We start from the raw sequence: 18904 nt of genomic DNA, 5'->3' as shown, positions 1-18904 counted from the left end.
TTTGTTTTACCTCTGTCTTTTTATTCGTAACTGTCTCATACACTCCAGGCCGCAACCAAAAATCTATGGGAAACCGCCTTTAGCAATGAAATAATTCATTTGTTACCTTCTATTCTTCCTTTTCCTCACCGGGAAATTCGTCATCTCCGTACATTGCCGCGGCCTCCACACTGTCCGGTTCTTCCTGCGGTGTTCCCATTGACGCGGCAGAAAGTGTATCCGGGCTGTTGGACAGTTCTATTTCCCTGACCAGCTTCAAATCTTTATCCACAAATATCCTGGTATAGTTTTGCTTTTCCTCATCCGCATATATGAAATAGGAAACACCTCTGTCCGTCTCCTCGGTCTCATATGCGTTGTCTCCAAGCAGGGCTTTCATGGTCTCCTCACTCATTCCCAGGGTGATTCCTCTGTACATTTCCACTGATACTTTCGTGACATCAAAGTCACCGTGCACACTGATGATAAAACTGTTTTCCATGGGCACTGCCATATCGGCGTAATTGTTTACCACCGCATAGAGGGTCTGTCCGTCACGCTCAAGTGTCACATAGCCGTGACGTCCGCTCTTTACAATGCTGTCGGAACCATCCTCTAATATTTTCCATCCGTTTTTTGTAAATTCACAGACCGGTGCCGGAAGCTTATAGAAATCTCCTCCGTACCGCACCACAAACGCCATAATGTCATCCGGAAATGCCCCCGGCGCCTGATAGTTCTCCACCTCCGCCGGCGTTTCCTTGCTCACTTCCTCACTGCCGTCTTCCGGTTCTCTGTAGTTTTTCAGCACAGCTTTATATAGTATTTCATCCTGTACGTCAAATACCAAATCTGCCTGCTTGTATATTCCGTATTCATAGGTCAGGTAGATATTGTCTTTTTCTTCATACTGGTCTGTAGGCATACCGTATGCTTCGGTAACTTCATCCAAAGTGGAGGTTCCCATTCTGATCTTTCCGGGAAGCTGGTACACACGGCTGTCATCCTCGGTGCTCTCCAGCTGTACACCGCCCACATAACATTCCCCAAGCAGTTTCTTCTCCCCATCCAGATTGACAATATCCACGGCAAGGGAACCGCCCTCACTCTCCAATATCTCTCCCTCCAGGAAAGATTCCGGGTCCAGGGCTTTTTTGCCGTTGTCCTTCTCATAGGTCCATCCTGCATTTTTCCAAGCCTGAAGCCTTGCAGGAAGGGTGTATACGGTCTCGTTGACGGAAAACTGGAAATCCGAAAGTTTATCGGAAAGCTCTACATCGTATTCTTTTTGTACATCCTCTGTCTCTTCCTCCTGCTGTTCTTCATCCGGCAGGTTTACCACGTCCTCCTCGTCAGGCATAGAATCCTGCGGTGTGCATCCTGCAGTCAAAAGGGCTGCCAACAGGCATACCATACATATCTTCTTATTCAAACAAGCCACCTCCCTTAACTTAACTCCCACTATCAAAAGTTTATCACATCCGCGTGCCTTTTTACAATGAAAATACGCATACATGCCTGATTTTTTCATAAACTGTTAAAGAGTTTTCAAGTATTATCCAAGGAGCATCTTTTGAAAAAATTCTTATCTTCCAGGAGGAAATTTCTGGTACCGGGATTTATTGTCCTGGCTGTTTTCCTCTTCCTTCTTATTTTTACCCAAAAAGACCGCTTTCTTACAGAAGATGCCCGTTTTGAGAAATTTACACAACAGATTTTTACCGAGGAGGTGAAATCCAATACCCTAAACCTGCATTATACCCTGGCTTATCCCGAAAAATACGGGATCAAAGATTATTCCATCAAACTGGGATGTATGGACCCGGATAAACTGAAGGAAGGCTATGATTCTGTTGAAAAGTATAAGGAAAAACTGGAAAAGTTCACATACAAAGAGCTGTCCAAAGACAACCGGCTTACTTACGACATCCTAAACCTGGACTTTGCTACCCAGTTGTCCATAAAAGATAATTATATGCTGCAGGAACCCCTGAGTCCCAATCTGGGCATTCAGTCCCAGCTTCCTGTACTGCTGGCAGAATACACCTTTCGGACCGCTGATGATATCAAGGATTATTTTACCCTGCTCTCCTCCATGACCGGTTATTTTGATGAGATCCTGGAATTTGAGAAGAAAAAGGCAGAGGAAGGCCTGTTCATGAGTGACACCAGTGTGGACCGGATCATAGAACAGTGCAATGCGTTTACAGAGGATCTATCCACCAATTACCTTTCCACTATGTTTAAAGATAAAATGAACAAATTTGTCTCCCGAAAAGCCATGACTAAAAAGCAGGCAGACTCTTACATAAAAATGCATGAAAAGATCATGGAAAAACGGGTCTTCCCGGCTTACCGATCCCTTGCTAAAGGCCTGGCGGACTTAAAAGGAAACGGAACAAATTCCGGAGGATTGTCAAATCTCCCCGGCGGGACTGCCTACTATCGTTACCTGATCCGCAGCGGGACCGGGGACTACCGGACTATCAAAGAGATCGAGGAGCGGCTCTACACACAGCTTCTCACTGATTACAAAAAAATGCAGAGCCTGATCGTGGCTGATCCAAAACTGCTCACAGACGCTTCCTCCCTGCCGGAGACTTGCAGCAGTACCCCGGCACAGATGCTGGATTATCTGAACAAGGCCATAAGCAAGGATTTTCCTGACAGCGGTAAACCCTCCTATAAGGTGAAATATGTGCATGAATCCATGGAGGACTTTTCCAGTCCGGCCTTCTACCTCACACCGCCTGCAGATACACTCAGCCCCAATGTTATATATATCAACAAAGGCAGCCAGGTAACGGAGGCGGAACTTTTTACCACACTGGCGCATGAGGGATTTCCGGGACATTTGTATCAGACATTGTATTTCAGCAAAACAGAGCCGGATGATATACGTCATATTTTAAGCTTTGGAGGTTACGTGGAGGGCTGGGCCACTTATGTGGAATCCCTGTCCTATGGATACGGTGCAAAATATCTGAAGCTGGATGACTCCCTCATGGAACTTCTGTGGCTGAACCGTTCTGTGAGCCTGTGTCTCTATTCACTGCTGGATATCGGCATCCACGACCACGGATGGGATCTGGGAACTGTCACAAAAACGCTGAATTCTTTTGGCATTGCCTCTCAGGATACCTGCGGGGAAATCTACCAGTATATTGTGGAAAATCCAAGTAATTATCTGAAGTATTATCTTGGATATCTGAATTTTATTGATCTGAAAAAAGAAGCCCAGGAGGCTGCAGGCAAGTCTTTCCAGTTAAAGGAATTTCACCAGTATATCCTGGAACTGGGTCCGGCACAGTTTCCTGTTTTGGAAAAATATCTGCTGATGGAATATAAATAAAGGATTTAAAAAGCACCGTAAAAACAGGCTGTATATTTACAGGCTTGTTCTTACGGCGCTTTTGCATTTCTATTCTTTTTTATCCTTGTAGGAATCAAAGAACTTTCTTAGATTAAGCAATGACTTTACCAGTATTTTCTGCTGTTCTTCGTCCAGGTCCTTCATCAAAGCCTGAATCATTCCGTCATGGAATTTCATATGGTGGGTGTTTGCTTTTTCTCCCTTTTTCGTCAGGGATATGAGCACTACCCGGCGGTCCTCCTCACTTCTGACTCGGTTTACATATCCTTTTTTCACCAGGCTGTTTATGGCAATCGTCAGGGTTCCCACGGTCACGGACAGGGTCTTTGCCACGGATGACATGTTTCGGGCGCTTTTAACTCCGATTGCTTCTAAAATGTGCATGTCGTTTACGGAAATATCTTTGAATTCAGAAGTAATAAGGGCCTTCTCTTCTATGTCCATGATCTCCTGGAAGAGATTGACCAGTACGTCATGGAAGACTTCATAAGGTTCCACTTTATCACTCCTTTTGGTTTGGTTGATTCTATTATATATGATTTATTTATATAACACAATCAAAATTTTTGATAATCAAAGGATGTTGCGCAGGGAACGGAGGGAGGGGAGGTGGGGGAAGATTCATCCGACGTTCCGCTGGTGGGCAGCTAACCTGCTGGCATTCACTAAATTCGTCGGCAATGGCCTCCTCATTAAGTGACTGCCGCAGGTGGATCTGCCCGCCGCTCCACTAAACCTACTGAATCTTCCCCCCCTCCCCTCCCTCCCTTCCCTGCTGGCTGGCTAAGCGAAAGGCATACGGGCTGCGCCTGCGGCGGACGCGTGATTAGATGTTAATGATAGGATGCGTGAATGCCTGGTTAGATGGTAATGGTAGGATGCGTGAATGTCTGGTTAGATGGTAATGGTAGGATGCGTGAATGTCTGGTTAGATGGTAATGGTAGGATGCGTGAATGTTTGGTTAGATGGTAATGGTAGGATGCGTGAATGTCTGGTTAGATGGTAATGGTAGGATATATGGACGCTTGATCAGATGTTGACGGGAAATGTATGCATGAATAGAAGGGGTTGACATATGGAGAGGATGAGGGTATTATGACTATATTGAGAATTTTAGTCAAAGAGGAGGGATATGGGTGCCTAAGAGGTTTTCTGAGGAGGAAAGGGCTTATATTGTGAGTCGGCTTAAGGAAGAGGCGGCTAAGTGTATGGCACAGTATGGGATTCGGAAAACTACGGTGGATGAGATCGTGAGGAGGGTGAAGATTCCTAAGGGGACGTTTTATCTTTTTTATCAGTCTAAGGAGATGCTGTTGTTTGAGGTGATCCTGGAACAACATGAGATCGTTGAGAGGGAAGTGGTTCGGGGGTTTGAGAGTTTGAAGGGGAGGGAATTGGATGTTGAGGGTGTGACAGATGTTATGATGGGGTTTTATAGGATGATGGATGAAATGCCTGTGTTGAAGGGGATAACCTCGGAGGAGGTTGAAATGCTGGCACGGAAACTGCCCGGGGATGTGCTGGAGAAGCATTTGACGGAAGATATGTCCATGACTGAAAGGATCCTGCATGGAATCGCGGCAGATAAGGGGATGGATACAGAGGCGCTGACTGCGGCGTTTCGGGCTGTTTATTTTGCTACTTTACATAAGGATGAGATTGGAAGTGCACAGTCTGATCTGGCACTTAGATATCTGGTCCGCGGGTTGGTAATGCAGATCTTGTGAGTTGGTCCGGCAGAAATGTTTGCCGGACTGTATATTGTTATTATTTTGACTGTTTATTTAGTTATAGTCATATAGTATGGAGGAGTGAATATGATCGAAGTTAAGGAACTGGCTTTTAGTTATACCAAGAAGGCGTTTATAGAGGGTATGGATTTTTCGGTTGGGAAGGGGGAGATCTTCGGATTTTTGGGACCTTCGGGGGCGGGGAAGAGTACCTTGCAGAAGATTTTGATTGGATTGCTCAGGGATTATCAGGGGTCTGTCAAGGTGAATGGGGTGGAATGCAGGGAACATAACAATGGATTTTATGAACAGATCGGTGTTGATTTTGAGTTTTCCACTATGTATGAGAAGATGACGGCAGAAGAGAATCTCCGCTTTTTTGCTTCGCTGTACAAGAAAAAGGGGCGGGATATTGGGGAACTGCTGGAATCGGTGGGGCTGGAGAAGGATGGGAGTAAAAAGGTGTCCGCCTACTCCAAGGGGATGAAGGCCAGGCTTAATTTTATAAAGGCTTTGCTGCATGATCCGGATCTGCTTTGTCTCGATGAACCTACCAGCGGACTCGACCCTGCCAACAGCAGGGTTATGAAGGATTTGATCCTGAAGGAACGGGAGCGGGGGAAAACCGTTTTGCTCACTACGCATAATATGCAGGACGCGTCAGAGCTCTGTGACAGGGTTGCTTTTATTGTAAATGGCAGGATCATGGCTTTGGACAGCCCTCATAATCTGATCATGTCCAAAGGGGCGGCCCGGGTTTCCTACTCCTGGATGGAGGAGCAGGAACAGACGGCTGATTGTCCGCTGCATCTCATATCCCAGGATGAACAACTGAGACAGTTGATCCTGGAGAACAGGCTGCTGTCCATCCACAGCAGTGAACCGACACTGAATGATATTTTTATGGATGTGACAGGGAGGACACTGGTTTGAGATTAAAGGCAATGATATTGTGGGATGTGCGTTCACAGATGAAATATGGGTTTTATTTTCTCTATGGGGTCTTGACTGTGCTTTATCTGGGGATACTGTATGTCATGCCCGCGTCCTGGCGGCAGCCGGCTGCTGTTCTATTGATCTTGTCAGACCCGGGAGCTATGGGATTGTTTTTTATGGGGGCTATTGTACTGCTGGAAAAAAGTCAGAGGATACCTTACGCTTTTGCTGTCTCACCGGTTTTGGCTGCGGAATATATTACTGCCAAAGCAGCTTCCCTTTGTTTTATAACTCTTATTGTGGCATTTGTGCTGGCTGCTGCAGCGGGCATGGAGCATCTCGGGCTTGTGGCAGCCGGTACGGCGTTCTGCTCTGTTATGTTTACGCTGATTGGCATTATCACAGCGGCGAAGATCCACAGCCTGAATCAGTTTATTCTCTGGACTGTGCCCGTTGAAGCCGCGGCATTTGCTCCGGCAGTGCTGTATTTGTTTGGAGTGCTGCCCAAAGGGTTTCAATATTACCCTGTAAATCTGTGCCTGGATATGATTGCCGGGAACCGGCCGGAACCGGGCGGAATACTCATATTATGTTTGACCATGGGCGTATTGTTTTTCCTTTCCGGGAAGAGTGTGAGCGCTATGTGGAAACATGCGGGAGGTGTAAGTTTATGAGAGCCGTGCGAATGTGTTTTCTGCAAATGCTGCTGTTTATCAAAAAGGATAGGATGCTGTCTGCCGCCTGTTTCGCTCCGCTGCTTGCCGGTGCGGCTTTCCGTTTCTTGGTCCCCGTACTGGACAGGAAAATGGCAGGATGGTTTTCCGGTACTCTGATCTTGAGGCCTTATTATGGGCTTATTGATGTGCTTTTTTCTATGCTGGCATCCATAATGTTCTGCTACGCTGCCGCAATGGTCATACTGGAGGAGGTGGATGACCATATTGCGGGGTATCTGTTTGTGACGGTTCTGGGGAAAGAGGGATATCTTTTGGCAAGACTGGGGATCCCTGCCGCAGCGGCATTTGTGTTTACCGTGATCCTTCTTCCTTTCTTCAGGCTGCATGAATCCGGTATTTCATCTATTGTATGCCTGGCGGCAGGCGGCGCCCTACAGGGTCTTATCCTTGCTCTGCTGATCGCAGCACTGTCTGCCAATAAGCTGGAAGGGATGGCTGTGACAAAGCTCTCGTCCCTCACTGTTATGGGGGCGGCTGTTCCGTATTTTTTTCATAAAAATGTGCAGTACGTTTTCTCTTGGCTGCCCTCCTTCTGGATGGGAAAACTGGCCTATCACGGGGAATTGCTGTATATACTTCCCATGATGGCCACGTCGGCCTTATGGATATGGTTCCTGGTCAAACGGTTTGTAAATAAAATATGACGGCGTATTCCATACGCAGAAAAAGCACCGCAGAACAGGGCACGCTGCACTCTGTTCCTCGGTGCTTTTATGGTTTTCATCTGATGACAAGGATATTCCTGCATCCTCCGAAGGATTCGGGAGGTGCCTGGTCTGTCAGAACCTCCGCAGCATCAAAAGACGCAAAGGTGACGGAGCTGATGTTACCGAACTTTGCCGCGTCCGCCAGGATATACCGCCTTCCCGACTGTTCCAGGGCTGTCTTTTTTACCAGGGCCTCATTGTAGTCCGGTGTTGTATAGCCTGATTTTCTGCTGACGCCGTTTGCGCCGAAGAAACCTTTTGTGAAATGAAAGCTCTGGAGGCTTAGGATTGCCTGGTTGCCCACCACGGCCTCTGTGGTCCCTTTCAGCTCTCCGCCGATCAAAAGGACACGGAAATTAAGAGCTGCCAGGCGTTGTGCATGGGATACGGCATTTGTCACAAAAGTTACGGATCTCTCTGTGACATAGTCGATCATGTATCCTGTGGTGGTTCCGGCATCCAGATATATAAAATCATCCGGAACGATCAGGGAGGCGGCATAGCGGGCAATGGCCTGCTTCTCCTCCTTATTTACCCCCACTTTCTGGGCAACGGAAGGCTCAGCAGCCGTGAACGCCGCGTCCACTGCCACCGCACCGCCGAAAACCTTCACCAGCTTTCCCGCCCGGTCCAGGGCAGTCAGGTCACGGCGGATGGTGGACTCTGAGGTGTTCAGCATTTCCTTTATCTCCGTGACTGTAATACTCTTCTTTTCATCCAGAAGTTTCAGTATTTCTTCAAAACGTTTCTCAGTCAGCATTTTTTTTCCTCTTGTATTCTTCTACATCTGTCTCCAGAACGATCTTGCGGATTGGGAGGATACGCCCCGGTGAAACAGAGAGTTCATCCACTCCCATAGCCAGAAACTCTTTGGTAAGGCTCAGATCCGCTCCCAGCTCCCCGCAGATGCCAGCCCAGATGCCTGCCCTGTGGGCATTCTCCACAGTCATACGGATCATAGAAAGGACAGCAGGGTGATGGGGGTCATAAAACTCATCCAGTTTGGGATTCTGACGGTCAACGGCCAGGGTATACTGGGTCAGGTCATTGGTTCCGATACTGAAAAAGTCCACCTCTTTGGCAAGGTCAGCGCTCACCATGACCGCTGCCGGCGTCTCTATCATAATGCCCTGTTCCGGCACCCGAAATTCCATATTCTGCTCCTTAAGCTCTGCCTTGACTTCCTCCGCAATTTCCTTTATCCGCTTTATTTCCCACAGGCTTGTTATCATGGGGTACATAACTGCCAGATTTCCGTATACGGCAGCACGGAACAAAGCCCTAAGCTGTGTCTTGAATATCTCGGGACGGGTCAGGCAGATGCGGATGGCACGGTAGCCCAGAGCGGGGTTTTCCTCCTCATCCATCTCAAAATAGCTGCACTTTTTATCAGCGCCGATATCCAGGGTACGGATAATGACACGTTTTCCGGCCATAGTCTCTGCAACTGTCTTATAGATCTTAAACTGTTCCTCCTCCGTGGGATACTCCTCCTTCTCCAGATAGATAAATTCACTTCTGAAAAGGCCGATTCCGCCGGCATCGTTCTGTATCACAGTAGCCAGGTCTTTTATATTTCCAATATTAGCATATAGCATGACTTTTTTACCGTCAAGCGTTATATTTTCTTTTCCCTTTAACTGCTGGAGAAGTTCTTTTTTCTCCTCTTCCTCCTGCCGGCGTCTCTGCATTTCAGAGAGGATCTCCGGGTCCGGGTCTACATAAACCGCACCGCTCGACCCGTCCACCACGGCAAGCTTTCCGTCCACCTGTGCATCCAGGGGGATCTGTGTACCGATAAGGGCGGGGATTCCCATAGTACGGGCCAGAATGGCTGTATGGGAGTTTACAGAGCCGTGTACTGTGACAAAGGAGAGCACTTTGTCCTTATCAAGCTGTACGGTCTCGGAGGGTGCCAGGTCATCTGCCAGAATAATGACCGGTTCCTCTGTGTTCACCGTACTTTTTGCACCGCCGCCCAGGACCGCCAGGATACGCTCGGAAATATCTTTTACATCAGCAGCACGCTCCCTCATGTAATCATCCTCCATGGAGGCGAACATCTGAGAGAAATTATCACTGGTTGCGGCAACCGCATACTCTGCATTCACTTTCTGGGTTCTGATAATGTTCTCAACAGATTCATTGTAGTCATCATCCTCCAGCATCATCTGATGGATCTCAAAAATAGCAGCGTTTGCTTCGCCCACCTCTTTTACAGCCTTCTCATACAGGGTTTTTAACTGTCTCACCGCTTCCTCTTTTGCCTGTGTGTAGCGCTGCATTTCTCCCTCTGTATCCTCTGTCTTTACACGTTTTACCTGCTGCTCCCCTTTCCGGTAAACACATATTTTTCCAATGGCAATACCGCCAAATACACTCTTTCCTCTATATTCTTCCATCTCTGTGCTCCTTTCCCCGTAAGCGCGTTTGAAACAGATTTTTAAACGCGCTTCAGCCTGAAAAGAGCTGCTGCAGCTATTCTCTGCAGCAGCTCTTTGCCTACTTGAATGTGTTTTGTCCTGATTACAGATTTTCCTGCATAAATTTGCTCACTGCCTCATAAGCAGCCTCTTCATCTTCCCCTTCAAAGGTCAGGGTCACTTCCTGTCCCTGTTTCACTCCAAGGCCCATGATACCGAAAATCCGCTTGCAGTCTCCCTCTTTTTGGTCCTTCACCAGCTTGATGCTGCTGGCAAATCCTTTTGCCACTTTCACTAATTCTCCTGCCGGACGTGCATGGATCCCTTCCGGGTCTGTGATGGTGTAATTAAATTCTTTCATGGCATTTCTCTCCTTTTATATGATTTTTTATTCCGTTACTTTCTTTTTAAAAGCTCCCAGCAGACCTGCGGATACAACCGTTCCTGCTACCAGCGCCACCAGGTACATGACCGCATTGCCCACCACAGGGAAGACGAAAATCCCGCCGTGAGGAGCCATCAGTGTACAGTTAAAGAGCATACTCAGCGCACCGGCCACACCGGAGCCGATCATGCATGCCGGGATCACATGAAGCGGGTCGGATGCTGCAAAGGGGATCGCGCCCTCTGTGATGAAGGCCAGGCCCATAATAAAGTTGGTAGGGCCTGCTTCCCTCTGTTCTTTTGTGAATTTATTCTTAAACAACAGGGTTGCCAGGGCAATGGCACAGGGCGGTGTCATACCCCCGATCATGACCGCTGCCATAATATCGTAGTTTCCGGCAGCAATGGACGCTGTTCCGAACACATATGCCGCCTTGTTAAACGGACCTCCCATGTCTATAGCCATCATAGCGCCCAGGATCAGTCCTAAAATAATCTTACTGGACCCGCTCATGCTTGTCAAACCATTGTTCAGCGCAGTGTTGATGCCGCCCATGATGGGCTCCACCACAAAGGTCATGAGAAGCCCCATGAGCAGAATTCCCACCACCGGATAGATCAGGACCGGAGCGATCTTCTCGATGGCCTGCGGAAGCTTATCGCACAATTTGCGCAGCAGTCTGATAAGATATCCCGCCGCAAAACCTGCTGCCAAGGCTCCCAGGAAACCGGACTGGCCCTGGGAAGCGATCATACCGCCCACAAAACCAACCGCCAGGGCTGGCCTGTCGCCGATTGCCATGGCAATGAATCCCGCCAGGACCGGAAGCATAAATGCAAATGCTGTACCGCCGATACTCTTAAACAGAGCCGCCACCGGGGTAATGGTACCGAAATCCGCTCTCTGATCAATGGGAAGGGAATTCATATCCACACTGAAACCGTCGATCAGAAACGCTATGGCGATCAGGATACCGCCGCCCACCACAAAGGGGAGCATGTGGGATACACCGTTCATGAGCTGGGTATAAATCTGGTGGCCTACGCTGCCGCTGCTCTTTGCCTGGGAACTCTTCTGCACTGCGCCGGAAGCGTGATATACCGGGGCATCTCCGTTTATGGCTCTCTCAAGCAGAGCGTCAGCCTTGCTGATTCCGTCTGAAACCTGGCACTCGATCACTTTTTTGCCGTCAAAGCGGTCCATGGGGACCTGGGCGTCCGCGGCCACAATAATACAATCTGCTTCCCGGATCTCTTGGTCTGTCAGCACATTCTTGGCGCCGCCTGAACCTCTGGTCTCCACTTTCACGAAACATCCCTTCGCCTTAGCCGCTTTCTCGATCCCTTCTGCCGCCATATAGGTATGGGCAATACCCGTTGGGCAAGAGGTGACAGCCAGAATCTTTGCCTGTCCTTTCTGCTCTGTGGACGGCTCTGTCAGGCGCTCATCAATATCCGGTTTTTCATCATCTGCTTTATCTATGATCTCCAGAAATTCATCCACAGACCGGGCGTTTCTCAGGGAATCGGAAAATGCCTCATCCATCATTAGAACCGACAGCTTACTGAGTACATCCAGATGTACATTGTCTTTTGTGTTGGGTGCAGCGATCAGAAAAATAAGGGTCACCGGCTCGCCGTCCAGGGCATCAAAGTCAACGCCGTCCTTTACCACCATGGCCGCAAGGCCCGGCCTGTCAACCGCATCACATTTTCCGTGGGGAATGGCAATTCCCTCACCGATACCTGTAGTGCTCTCCTCCTCCCTTGCGTAAACCTGCTTTCTGTAGGCTTCCTCATCGTTGATCTTACCGCTCTTTGCCATCAGAGCAACTACCTGGTCAAGTGCCTCCTCTTTGTTTTTAGGCGCACCGTTCAGGGAAATACTTCTCTTGTCCAGTAAATCCGTTATTCTCATACTTGTTTCCTTCCTTTATATGGTTTGATAGACCGCTTCTATTTCCTCACGTTTTGCCAGATATTCTGAAAATGCACTGGCACTTCCCGCTGCGATTCCCATATGAAATGCATGGACATAATCCTTTTTCTCCATCCACCCGGCCAGAAATCCGGCTACCATGGAGTCACCCGCCCCCACAGCGTTCACAAGATCTCCCTTGGGGGCCGGGGCTATATGACAGCTTCCGTCTGAGGCCGCCAGCACCGCGCCTTCCCCTGCCATGGATACCAGCACATTACATGCCCCCATCTCCTGCAGCTTTCTGGCATAGGGAATGACTTCCTCCCTGGTCCTGATCTCTGTATCAAATATTTCTCCAAGTTCATGATTATTGGGCTTTATCAGGAACGGATGGTATTCCAGTACATTGACCAGCAAATCCCTGGTGGCATCCACCGCGATCATGATCCCTTTTCCTGTAAGACGTTTCATGATGTTCTTATAAATGTCATCCGGCATGGATGCTGGTATACTGCCTGCCAGGACCAGCACATCCCCCTCACGCAGTCCGTCTAGTCTGCTCAGCAGTTCCTCTACTTTTTCTTTTCCTATGTCCGGCCCCTGTCCGTTGATCTCTGTACCGTCAATGGATTTCAGCTTCAGGTTGATTCTGGAGACCCCTTCCCGGATCTGGATGAAGTCCGCCTTCACCCCTATCTCCTCCACTTTCCTGCGGATCTCATCGCCTGTAAATCCAGCGATAAATCCCAGGGCGGTGTTTTCAATCCCCAGATTCTTCAGCACTGTGGATACATTGATCCCTTTGCCGCCCGGCAGCAGCAATTCGGAATCTGTCCTGTTAGTCATGCCAAGCTGAAAATCCTCAACGGAAACGATATAATCCAGTGACGGATTAAATGTGACCGTATAAATCATATGGCTTCCCTCCTGTCCGGTTGTTCCGGTTATCTCTGTTTTATTAACTATCTGTATTATACAACCATAATCGTTCAAATTCAATCAAATTAATTCACGAAAATCACGGTTTATTTTGGTGCAATATGCACAGTTTTGAACGTTTTAATGCTTTATAAAACATTTTCATCCTTATTCAATCACATTCAGTCACGCGTATTCTCCTGTCATCATGGATAAAGAAAAAAACCGAAGATAGAAAGATATCTGCTTTTAATATCTTCCTTCTTCGGCTTTCCTATACCATATCTTTACTTTTTGTGCGGGATGATCCATTTACCGTACAGCCTGCTCCTGTTTTTCTCTCCTTAAAAGTCTGGCTGCAATCTCCACATCAGTGTCCTCAGGATAGTTCTGCATAAGAACCGCGATCTGCTTAACATGTAAGACATCTATTTCCAGTACCTCTGCAATTTCTATTGCCGCGTAACCTTTTTTTATTTTTTTTCTTATGCAGCGTATCAGATCCGCTTTGCCTTTGGCCAATCCCATCTCAATACCCTCATCATAAAATAATTGTGCCACCTTATTCATTCCAATCGCCTCCTTGATCCTTTTTGCGTACTCTTTATCTATGATCTTATCCGCAAAGGTCAAAATTCCGGACAGCGCCTGTATACGCTGTTCTTCGTTCTGTATCCCCCCTGCCAGCTCCACTGTTTTCTCAGCTAAGGCCTGTTTTTCTTCTCTTCCTTTAACGGTCAGCGGCAGGATGATCAGCTCCAGTAATTCATCATCGCCAAGGGCTTCCTTGTTTTTTATTTTGTCCTGTATTTTTCGGAACACCTCTTCTGTTTCAATCCCCAGAAGATATGCAGGCTCTATTTTAAGCTGCATACATCCCACATCCATAATATCAGGATCTACCTCTCCGATATCTGCCGAAAAGATAATGATCAGGTGAAGGATAGGCAGTTTTGCCCTGTGCTCATCTGTATTCCGGATCCTTTCCTGTCTGATGAAACGCTTTAAGATCCTGGCTATGTAGTTCACATATTTTACCACATCCTTAATGGTAAACGTACTCTCATAATCTATAAGTGCAAGGGATCCATCCTCAAGGATAAATAGATTATCCAGCCTTAATTCATTGGCTTCTATAGCAGGGAGGTTTGTGGGTCTGCAGTCCTTGATCCGTATATGCGGCAGTCCATACACAGCAAGGCTTTTGTCTATCAGTGTGTCTGCAAAATATTTCAGTGTAATATCTTTGTTTTGATATGCAATATCACTCATGTGTTTCTCCTCTTATTATATCGTTATAGAATGGGAATTACAATATAAAAACACTTTACAAAAGCCTCACCAACTTCCTGTTATAGATCTTAAAATGTGGAATACCGCAGAAACTGCGCAGATATAAAAAGCAGAACGCTTTTGAATATGTTCTTAGATTAGCAGAATTCAATGGGTCTGTCAATATTCTTTTTACAGTGGGATCGCAGCGAAAAAAAACGCCCGGAAAATACCGGGCGCAAAGCTGTTAAAATAATATGATTGCTTTTTGTAACTATTCAGTAGGTCTGCGCATTCACTGCGCTGACCGTAAGAAAGCGTACCACGGTCAAGCAAAAATCCCATCGCCAAAGGCGATTCTGCATGGATTTTTACCTGTAACTGTGAGGGTACTGAACAGTCACGCTTTTTTGATTATTTTGTCATTTCTCCGTAGCACTCTTTTCCAGGAGCTAAAGCGTTAGCTTCATCTGTGTCAATGTGTGCTGCTGTTGCGTAGGATGCGCTTACGCGTACTACTACATCACCGAAAGTCAGGGATCTTCCGTTAGGAGATTCAATGTCCAGTTTAACGATATCTTTGTCTTTCACGCCTGCCTTTTCAGCATCTTCCGGAGTCATATGTACGTGGCGTTTTGCAGCGATCACGCCCTCTGTCAGTTCTACTTCACCTTCCGGTCCAACTAACTTACATGCACCTGTACCTGCGATATCGCCGGACTCACGGATTGGAGCAGCTACGCCGAGGCTTCTTGCATCTGTCAGGGATACCTCAATCTGTGTATCTTTTCTGACTGGTCCTAAAACGGACATTTTCAGGCTGCCTTTAGAACCGATCACTTCAACTTTCTCTTCACATGCAAACTGTCCCGGCTGGCTCAGCATTTTTTTAACAGTCAGCTCATGGCCTTTACCAAACAGGATCTCCAGATGTTCCTGGGATAAATGTAAATGTCTTGCAGATGTTTCAACTAATACTTTCATTTCATATCCTCCACACAATGATTTCAATTCTCATTCTGAATTGACATCTTTTTCAGAACGTTATCTATTCTTAATTATAACTTTTTTGGGGGGCTTGTCAACGCATCTGGGAGGATTCTTTTGGAACTTTTTGCATTTTTCACCGTACATGGCTCGAAAGTGAGAGCTATCCCTTCAGGCTCGAAAAGCTCATGTAACAGAAGGACATGGTACAGTATCACAAAGTACGGGAGCTGTTGTCACTCCTCGCCGGTGCTTTTTGGAAGTTTCTTCTTCAGATAGTCATATTCCGCCATAATGCTTCTGGTTATCTCATCCTCCCCAAACCGGTTGTCCGGCTGGTAGATCTTTAGGAGTGCCCAGGCACGCCGTTTTAGTTCCTCCTGTGAACGGATGCCCTTAAAGTAATGTATCTTACGTTCACTCTCTCCAATGGTGGAATTTCTCACGCTGTTATAGACTTTATTGCTGTCCCAGTCATAATCCGCCCATTTATATCCGGTCTTTTTATGTACGATATTTACGCTCTCCAGAGCTGTTTTGTAGAACTTCATGATCCAGCTGCAGATTCCCTCCAGCACCACCATCACGGCGCCTACGCCGGCTCCCGGCACATATGCCAGAACGGCTGCTATCAGAACGCTGATTATAATTGCAGCGATTCCCGGACCGCGTCCCTGAATCTGCAGTGCTATCTGCGCAACGACTCCTATCGTCAGAACCACTGCTGCCAGAATGCACACAAACGTTACCAATGCTCCGCAGACTTTTAAAAAAAACTGAAAACACCTTGCCAGTAAAAATACGCAGAAAAGTACAGGTGCCGCGATCACTTTCCCTGCTGTTTTCAAAAACTTCATCTTTTATCCCTTATCGTTTTCCTTATACCGGACACTGCCCGGTATCTCTAATTCCTCAGTAACTGTCAGCCTCTTCACAATTATGAACAAACTCCGTGACGCCTCAACTTGGGGATGGACTTTTTGTCCGGCTGCCGAATAGTTACATTTCTCGTAATTATTCAGCAGGTCTGCGCATTCACTGCGCTGACCGTAAGAAAGTGTACCACGGCCAAGCAAAAATCCCATCGCCAAAGGCGATTCTGCATGGATTTTTGCCTGTAACTGTGAGGGTACTGAACAGTTACCATTTCTCATTCTTTTTCCTTGTTTAGTTTAACACAATCTTCCATGAGAGGGAAGGGAAACATAAAAAATAACGGCCTCTGAGGATTTCCCCCTAAGGCCGTAAATAAAAGTCTATTCTTTATTTCACTGGAACTGCACCCCCATCTTTACGCTGCTGGCCGGGTTCTGGTCAATGCTCATGTAGGTATCTGCCGCCTCGTCTATGGATACAACCGGATCAACGATATTCTCGCATTTTAGAAGACCTTTTGCGAGCATATCCCAGCAGGTATCACAGATCCTTTCAAAGCTCCATCTGGGGTATTCCCGGTTCGGCTCACTGCAGGCTCTGGAAATGATGATATTTGGCTGATTGAAATGGGCTTCTCTTCCAAGATTCAGGCCGCCCTGGCATTCGTGATACCACCCAACAACTGCCACATTTCCATTATAGGCTACGCCCCGGATTGCCTGCTGGAGGGCATAATAGTTTCCGCTGGTCTCTATCACTACATCCGCGCCGCGTTTGCCTGTAGCCATCTTGATCTCCAAGCCCACGTCCACGGATGAGGAATCAAGGGCAAGGTCCGCACCGTTATCCAAGGCCACTGCCCGCCGTTTTTCGATAGGGTCGCAGACAATGACTTTTGCTGCCCCTGCCAGTTTTGCGAACTGGGCCGCAAGCAGACCGATGGCTCCCAGGCCGGAGACCACCACGTTATCTCCCACTCTCACCTGACCGTCACGGATCCCTCCCAAGGCAAACTGGGCCGGGTCGTAGCACACAGCCTCTTTCCAGGTCATGCGCTCCGGCATTTTAAAGGCTTCCCGGGCTTTCAGGGTGTGGGTGCTTTTGAGCGGGCCGTAGCCTGCAATGCGCTCTCCTATTTCAAATCCCTGTACTTCACTCCCCATCTCGGTGATATGTCCAATCCACATATTTCCCGGCCGCATGAAAAACGGTTTTTCCGCAGCCTCTTGGCTCTCTCTGAAAAGAAGATACTCCTCATCAAATATATTTTCCAGGAACGGGTCCTCTCCCCGGAAATGGGTAAACTCTGTTCCGTGTTTTGCGGCGGCGAAATCCACTTTGGCACGGATCTCGTTCTCTTTTACCGGACTATCTTCGTATTCTCTGAGGAATGCCTTTCTCGGTTCTGTTGAAACAATCTCTTTTCCTGTCATTTTATCTTCTCCTTTATGTGAATCATTGTAACTATTCAGTAGGTCTGCGCATTCACTGCGCTGACCGTAAGAAAGCATTCTGCAGCCTAGAGTGTGACGTACAGCTTGCCGAAAGCAGTTTTCAAACACACTCTAGCAAAAATCCCATCGCCAAAGGCGATTCTGCATGGATTTTTGCTTGTTACTGTGAGGGTACTGAACAGTTACGAAACATTTATTTTTTATTCCGGCACCACACATGCCCCGTTTTTTGCGGAGGACTCCACCACCGCACTTACCAGCTGCAGACCTTTCAGTCCCTCAGGCACACCGGCCATATTTTCTCTTCTGCCGCGTATCGTTTCTATAAAACAGCAGTCTTCCAGGTATGTGGCATCCACATCCTCTGCAACCGTCTCTGTATGGGGAGTTTCCTCATCTGTAAAGGTGAAGACCGCATGGTTATGGTCCATGAAATCAGCGGTCATATGCTGGCATATTACCCGGAATCTGCCGTTCCACTGTTCTTTCACAGAACAATTGGAGCCGCATATGGAACCCAGGGAACCGTTTTTAAAATGTATACTGCAGACACTGGTGTCCTCAATGGTATATCCCTCCACATCCTGATGGCAGAGGTTGGCGATATGTCCATTCACGCAGTCCGCATCCCCCATGAGATACAAGCCCATATCATACAGGTGAATGACTTGCTCAAAGACCTGCCCGCCACATTTTGTGACATCCCGCCACCAGGGGCCGTGAAGGCTGTTGCACTCATAATCTGCCATATACAGGGTGGGCCTCCCGGCTTTTCCGCTGTCCATATATTCTTTCCATTTTCTGACGGCGCTTCCGAATCTCATATGGTACCCCACCTGGGAAACAATATGATTGCGCTCTACCGCGTCTGCCATGGACTTTCCCCGCTCCACATTAAGGGCAATAGGCTTTTCGATAAATACATGAATCCCCCTATCTGCGGCTGCTTCCAGCTGTCCGCTGTGGGCGAAGGGCGGCAGGCAGATATACAGTGCGTCAAGCCCTGCATCCTCTATCATACGGTATCCGTCATCATAGATCCCGCAGTCCAGATGATTTTCGCAGGCAAAGGCCCTGGCATCATCTGCGGGGGAGGAACAGAGTCCTGCAATCTTAACATTTTCCATTTTCATCATGCTGCGCGCATGGGCTTTTCCCATGTTTCCCATGCCCAGCACGCCTACTCTCAACACTTTCTCCATGTAA

The 18904-nt window shown here is 47.7% G+C and carries 18 protein-coding genes; 5 read left to right on the top strand and 13 right to left on the bottom strand.

Annotated elements, in window-relative coordinates:
- Positions 1–109 precede the first annotated feature (109 nt).
- Complete coding sequence (locus tag CI595_RS16290) at positions 110–1420, bottom strand: hypothetical protein (protein ID WP_243135192.1); 1311 nt, start codon at positions 1418–1420, stop codon at positions 110–112.
- Between the two features lie 132 nt (positions 1421–1552).
- On the opposite strand from CI595_RS16290, the gene CI595_RS16285 reads away from it, so the two are divergent.
- Positions 1553–3331, top strand: a complete 1779-nt coding sequence (locus CI595_RS16285; RefSeq protein WP_095174682.1) for a DUF885 domain-containing protein — start codon at positions 1553–1555, stop codon at positions 3329–3331.
- 69 nt (positions 3332–3400) lie between these two features.
- Here the strand turns inward: CI595_RS16285 and CI595_RS16280 are convergent, their stop codons facing one another.
- Positions 3401–3850, bottom strand: a complete 450-nt coding sequence (locus CI595_RS16280) for a MarR family winged helix-turn-helix transcriptional regulator (protein WP_095174681.1) — start codon at positions 3848–3850, stop codon at positions 3401–3403.
- A 639-nt stretch (positions 3851–4489) separates the two neighbouring features.
- On the opposite strand from CI595_RS16280, the gene CI595_RS16275 reads away from it, so the two are divergent.
- From CI595_RS16275 to CI595_RS16260, 4 genes are all read left to right on the top strand, one after another.
- Positions 4490–5080, top strand: a complete 591-nt coding sequence (locus tag CI595_RS16275) for a TetR/AcrR family transcriptional regulator (protein ID WP_095174680.1) — start codon at positions 4490–4492, stop codon at positions 5078–5080.
- Positions 5081–5170: 90 nt separating this feature from the next.
- Entirely contained in the window at positions 5171–6016 is an 846-nt protein-coding gene (locus CI595_RS16270; RefSeq protein ID WP_095174679.1) for an ABC transporter ATP-binding protein, read from the top strand.
- Positions 6013–6693: a fluoroquinolone export ABC transporter permease subunit gene (locus tag CI595_RS16265; RefSeq protein ID WP_095174678.1), complete on the top strand. Its 681-nt coding sequence runs from the start codon at positions 6013–6015 to the stop codon at positions 6691–6693. The genes CI595_RS16270 and CI595_RS16265 overlap by 4 nt, the downstream gene beginning before the upstream one ends.
- Entirely contained in the window at positions 6690–7400 is a 711-nt protein-coding gene (locus tag CI595_RS16260; protein ID WP_095174677.1) for an Rv2686c family ABC transporter permease subunit, read from the top strand. Before CI595_RS16265 ends, CI595_RS16260 begins: the two co-directional genes overlap by 4 nt.
- 76 nt (positions 7401–7476) lie before the next feature.
- On the opposite strand, the gene CI595_RS16255 is transcribed toward CI595_RS16260, so the two are convergent.
- The 11 genes from CI595_RS16255 to CI595_RS16205 form a co-directional block, all read right to left on the bottom strand.
- Positions 7477–8223, bottom strand: coding sequence for a DeoR/GlpR family DNA-binding transcription regulator (locus tag CI595_RS16255; RefSeq protein WP_095174676.1), 747 nt, complete (start codon positions 8221–8223; stop codon positions 7477–7479).
- A complete protein-coding gene (ptsP, locus tag CI595_RS16250; RefSeq protein ID WP_095174675.1) occupies positions 8213–9865 on the bottom strand; it encodes a phosphoenolpyruvate--protein phosphotransferase in 1653 nt (550 codons plus the stop codon). Before ptsP ends, CI595_RS16255 begins: the two co-directional genes overlap by 11 nt.
- Before the next feature lie 124 nt (positions 9866–9989).
- Positions 9990–10247 (bottom strand): HPr family phosphocarrier protein, encoded by a 258-nt coding sequence (locus CI595_RS16245; RefSeq protein ID WP_095174674.1) that lies wholly within the window; start codon positions 10245–10247, stop codon positions 9990–9992.
- 27 nt (positions 10248–10274) lie between these two features.
- Positions 10275–12188 carry a PTS fructose transporter subunit IIABC gene (locus CI595_RS16240; protein WP_095174673.1) on the bottom strand — a complete coding sequence of 638 codons (1914 nt, stop codon included), beginning with the start codon at positions 12186–12188 and terminating at the stop codon, positions 10275–10277.
- A 15-nt stretch (positions 12189–12203) separates the two neighbouring features.
- Positions 12204–13106 (bottom strand): 1-phosphofructokinase, encoded by a 903-nt coding sequence (gene pfkB / locus CI595_RS16235; protein WP_095174672.1) that lies wholly within the window; start codon positions 13104–13106, stop codon positions 12204–12206.
- Between the two features lie 315 nt (positions 13107–13421).
- Entirely contained in the window at positions 13422–14381 is a 960-nt protein-coding gene (locus tag CI595_RS16230) for a hypothetical protein (RefSeq protein WP_095174671.1), read from the bottom strand.
- Positions 14382–14795: 414 nt separating this feature from the next.
- Positions 14796–15365, bottom strand: coding sequence for a phosphate propanoyltransferase (locus CI595_RS16225; RefSeq protein WP_095174670.1), 570 nt, complete (start codon positions 15363–15365; stop codon positions 14796–14798).
- A 239-nt stretch (positions 15366–15604) separates the two neighbouring features.
- Positions 15605–16225 carry a hypothetical protein gene (locus CI595_RS16220; protein ID WP_095174669.1) on the bottom strand — a complete coding sequence of 207 codons (621 nt, stop codon included), beginning with the start codon at positions 16223–16225 and terminating at the stop codon, positions 15605–15607.
- Positions 16226–16228: 3 nt separating this feature from the next.
- The gene (locus CI595_RS16215; protein WP_095174668.1) at positions 16229–16522 is read right to left on the bottom strand and encodes a hypothetical protein; all 294 of its coding nucleotides are present in this window, start codon (positions 16520–16522) and stop codon (positions 16229–16231) included.
- A gap of 114 nt (positions 16523–16636) precedes the next feature.
- Positions 16637–17677, bottom strand: a complete 1041-nt coding sequence (locus tag CI595_RS16210) for a zinc-dependent alcohol dehydrogenase (RefSeq protein ID WP_095174667.1) — start codon at positions 17675–17677, stop codon at positions 16637–16639.
- Between the two features lie 221 nt (positions 17678–17898).
- The gene (locus CI595_RS16205; protein ID WP_095174666.1) at positions 17899–18900 is read right to left on the bottom strand and encodes a Gfo/Idh/MocA family protein; all 1002 of its coding nucleotides are present in this window, start codon (positions 18898–18900) and stop codon (positions 17899–17901) included.
- Positions 18901–18904 lie beyond the last annotated feature (4 nt).

It is taken from the genome of Blautia hominis, assembly GCA_002270465.1.
GTDB classification, from domain to species: Bacteria; Bacillota; Clostridia; order Lachnospirales; family Lachnospiraceae; genus Blautia; species Blautia hominis.
The sequence above is the reverse complement of the archived record's forward strand: the minus strand, read 5'-3'. Positions and strand labels throughout refer to the sequence as shown.

What these genes read in the sequence shown, in the direction of transcription:
- CI595_RS16225 (WP_095174670.1), bottom strand. Translation starts at nt 15,365, where the DNA reads ATGAAAGTATTAGTTGAAACATCTGCAAGACATTTACATTTATCCCAG.
- CI595_RS16255 (WP_095174676.1), bottom strand. Translation starts at nt 8,223, where the DNA reads ATGCTGACTGAGAAACGTTTTGAAGAAATACTGAAACTTCTGGATGAA.
- CI595_RS16240 (WP_095174673.1), bottom strand. Translation starts at nt 12,188, where the DNA reads ATGAGAATAACGGATTTACTGGACAAGAGAAGTATTTCCCTGAACGGT.
- CI595_RS16230 (WP_095174671.1), bottom strand. Translation starts at nt 14,381, where the DNA reads ATGAGTGATATTGCATATCAAAACAAAGATATTACACTGAAATATTTT.
- CI595_RS16270 (WP_095174679.1), top strand. Translation starts at nt 5,171, where the DNA reads ATGATCGAAGTTAAGGAACTGGCTTTTAGTTATACCAAGAAGGCGTTT.
- CI595_RS16245 (WP_095174674.1), bottom strand. Translation starts at nt 10,247, where the DNA reads ATGAAAGAATTTAATTACACCATCACAGACCCGGAAGGGATCCATGCA.
- pfkB (WP_095174672.1), bottom strand. Translation starts at nt 13,106, where the DNA reads ATGATTTATACGGTCACATTTAATCCGTCACTGGATTATATCGTTTCC.
- CI595_RS16220 (WP_095174669.1), bottom strand. Translation starts at nt 16,225, where the DNA reads ATGAAGTTTTTGAAAACAGCAGGGAAAGTGATCGCGGCACCTGTACTT.
- ptsP (WP_095174675.1), bottom strand. Translation starts at nt 9,865, where the DNA reads ATGGAAGAATATAGAGGAAAGAGTGTATTTGGCGGTATTGCCATTGGA.
- CI595_RS16205 (WP_095174666.1), bottom strand. Translation starts at nt 18,900, where the DNA reads ATGGAGAAAGTGTTGAGAGTAGGCGTGCTGGGCATGGGAAACATGGGA.
- CI595_RS16210 (WP_095174667.1), bottom strand. Translation starts at nt 17,677, where the DNA reads ATGACAGGAAAAGAGATTGTTTCAACAGAACCGAGAAAGGCATTCCTC.
- CI595_RS16260 (WP_095174677.1), top strand. Translation starts at nt 6,690, where the DNA reads ATGAGAGCCGTGCGAATGTGTTTTCTGCAAATGCTGCTGTTTATCAAA.
- CI595_RS16215 (WP_095174668.1), bottom strand. Translation starts at nt 16,522, where the DNA reads ATGAGAAATGGTAACTGTTCAGTACCCTCACAGTTACAGGCAAAAATC.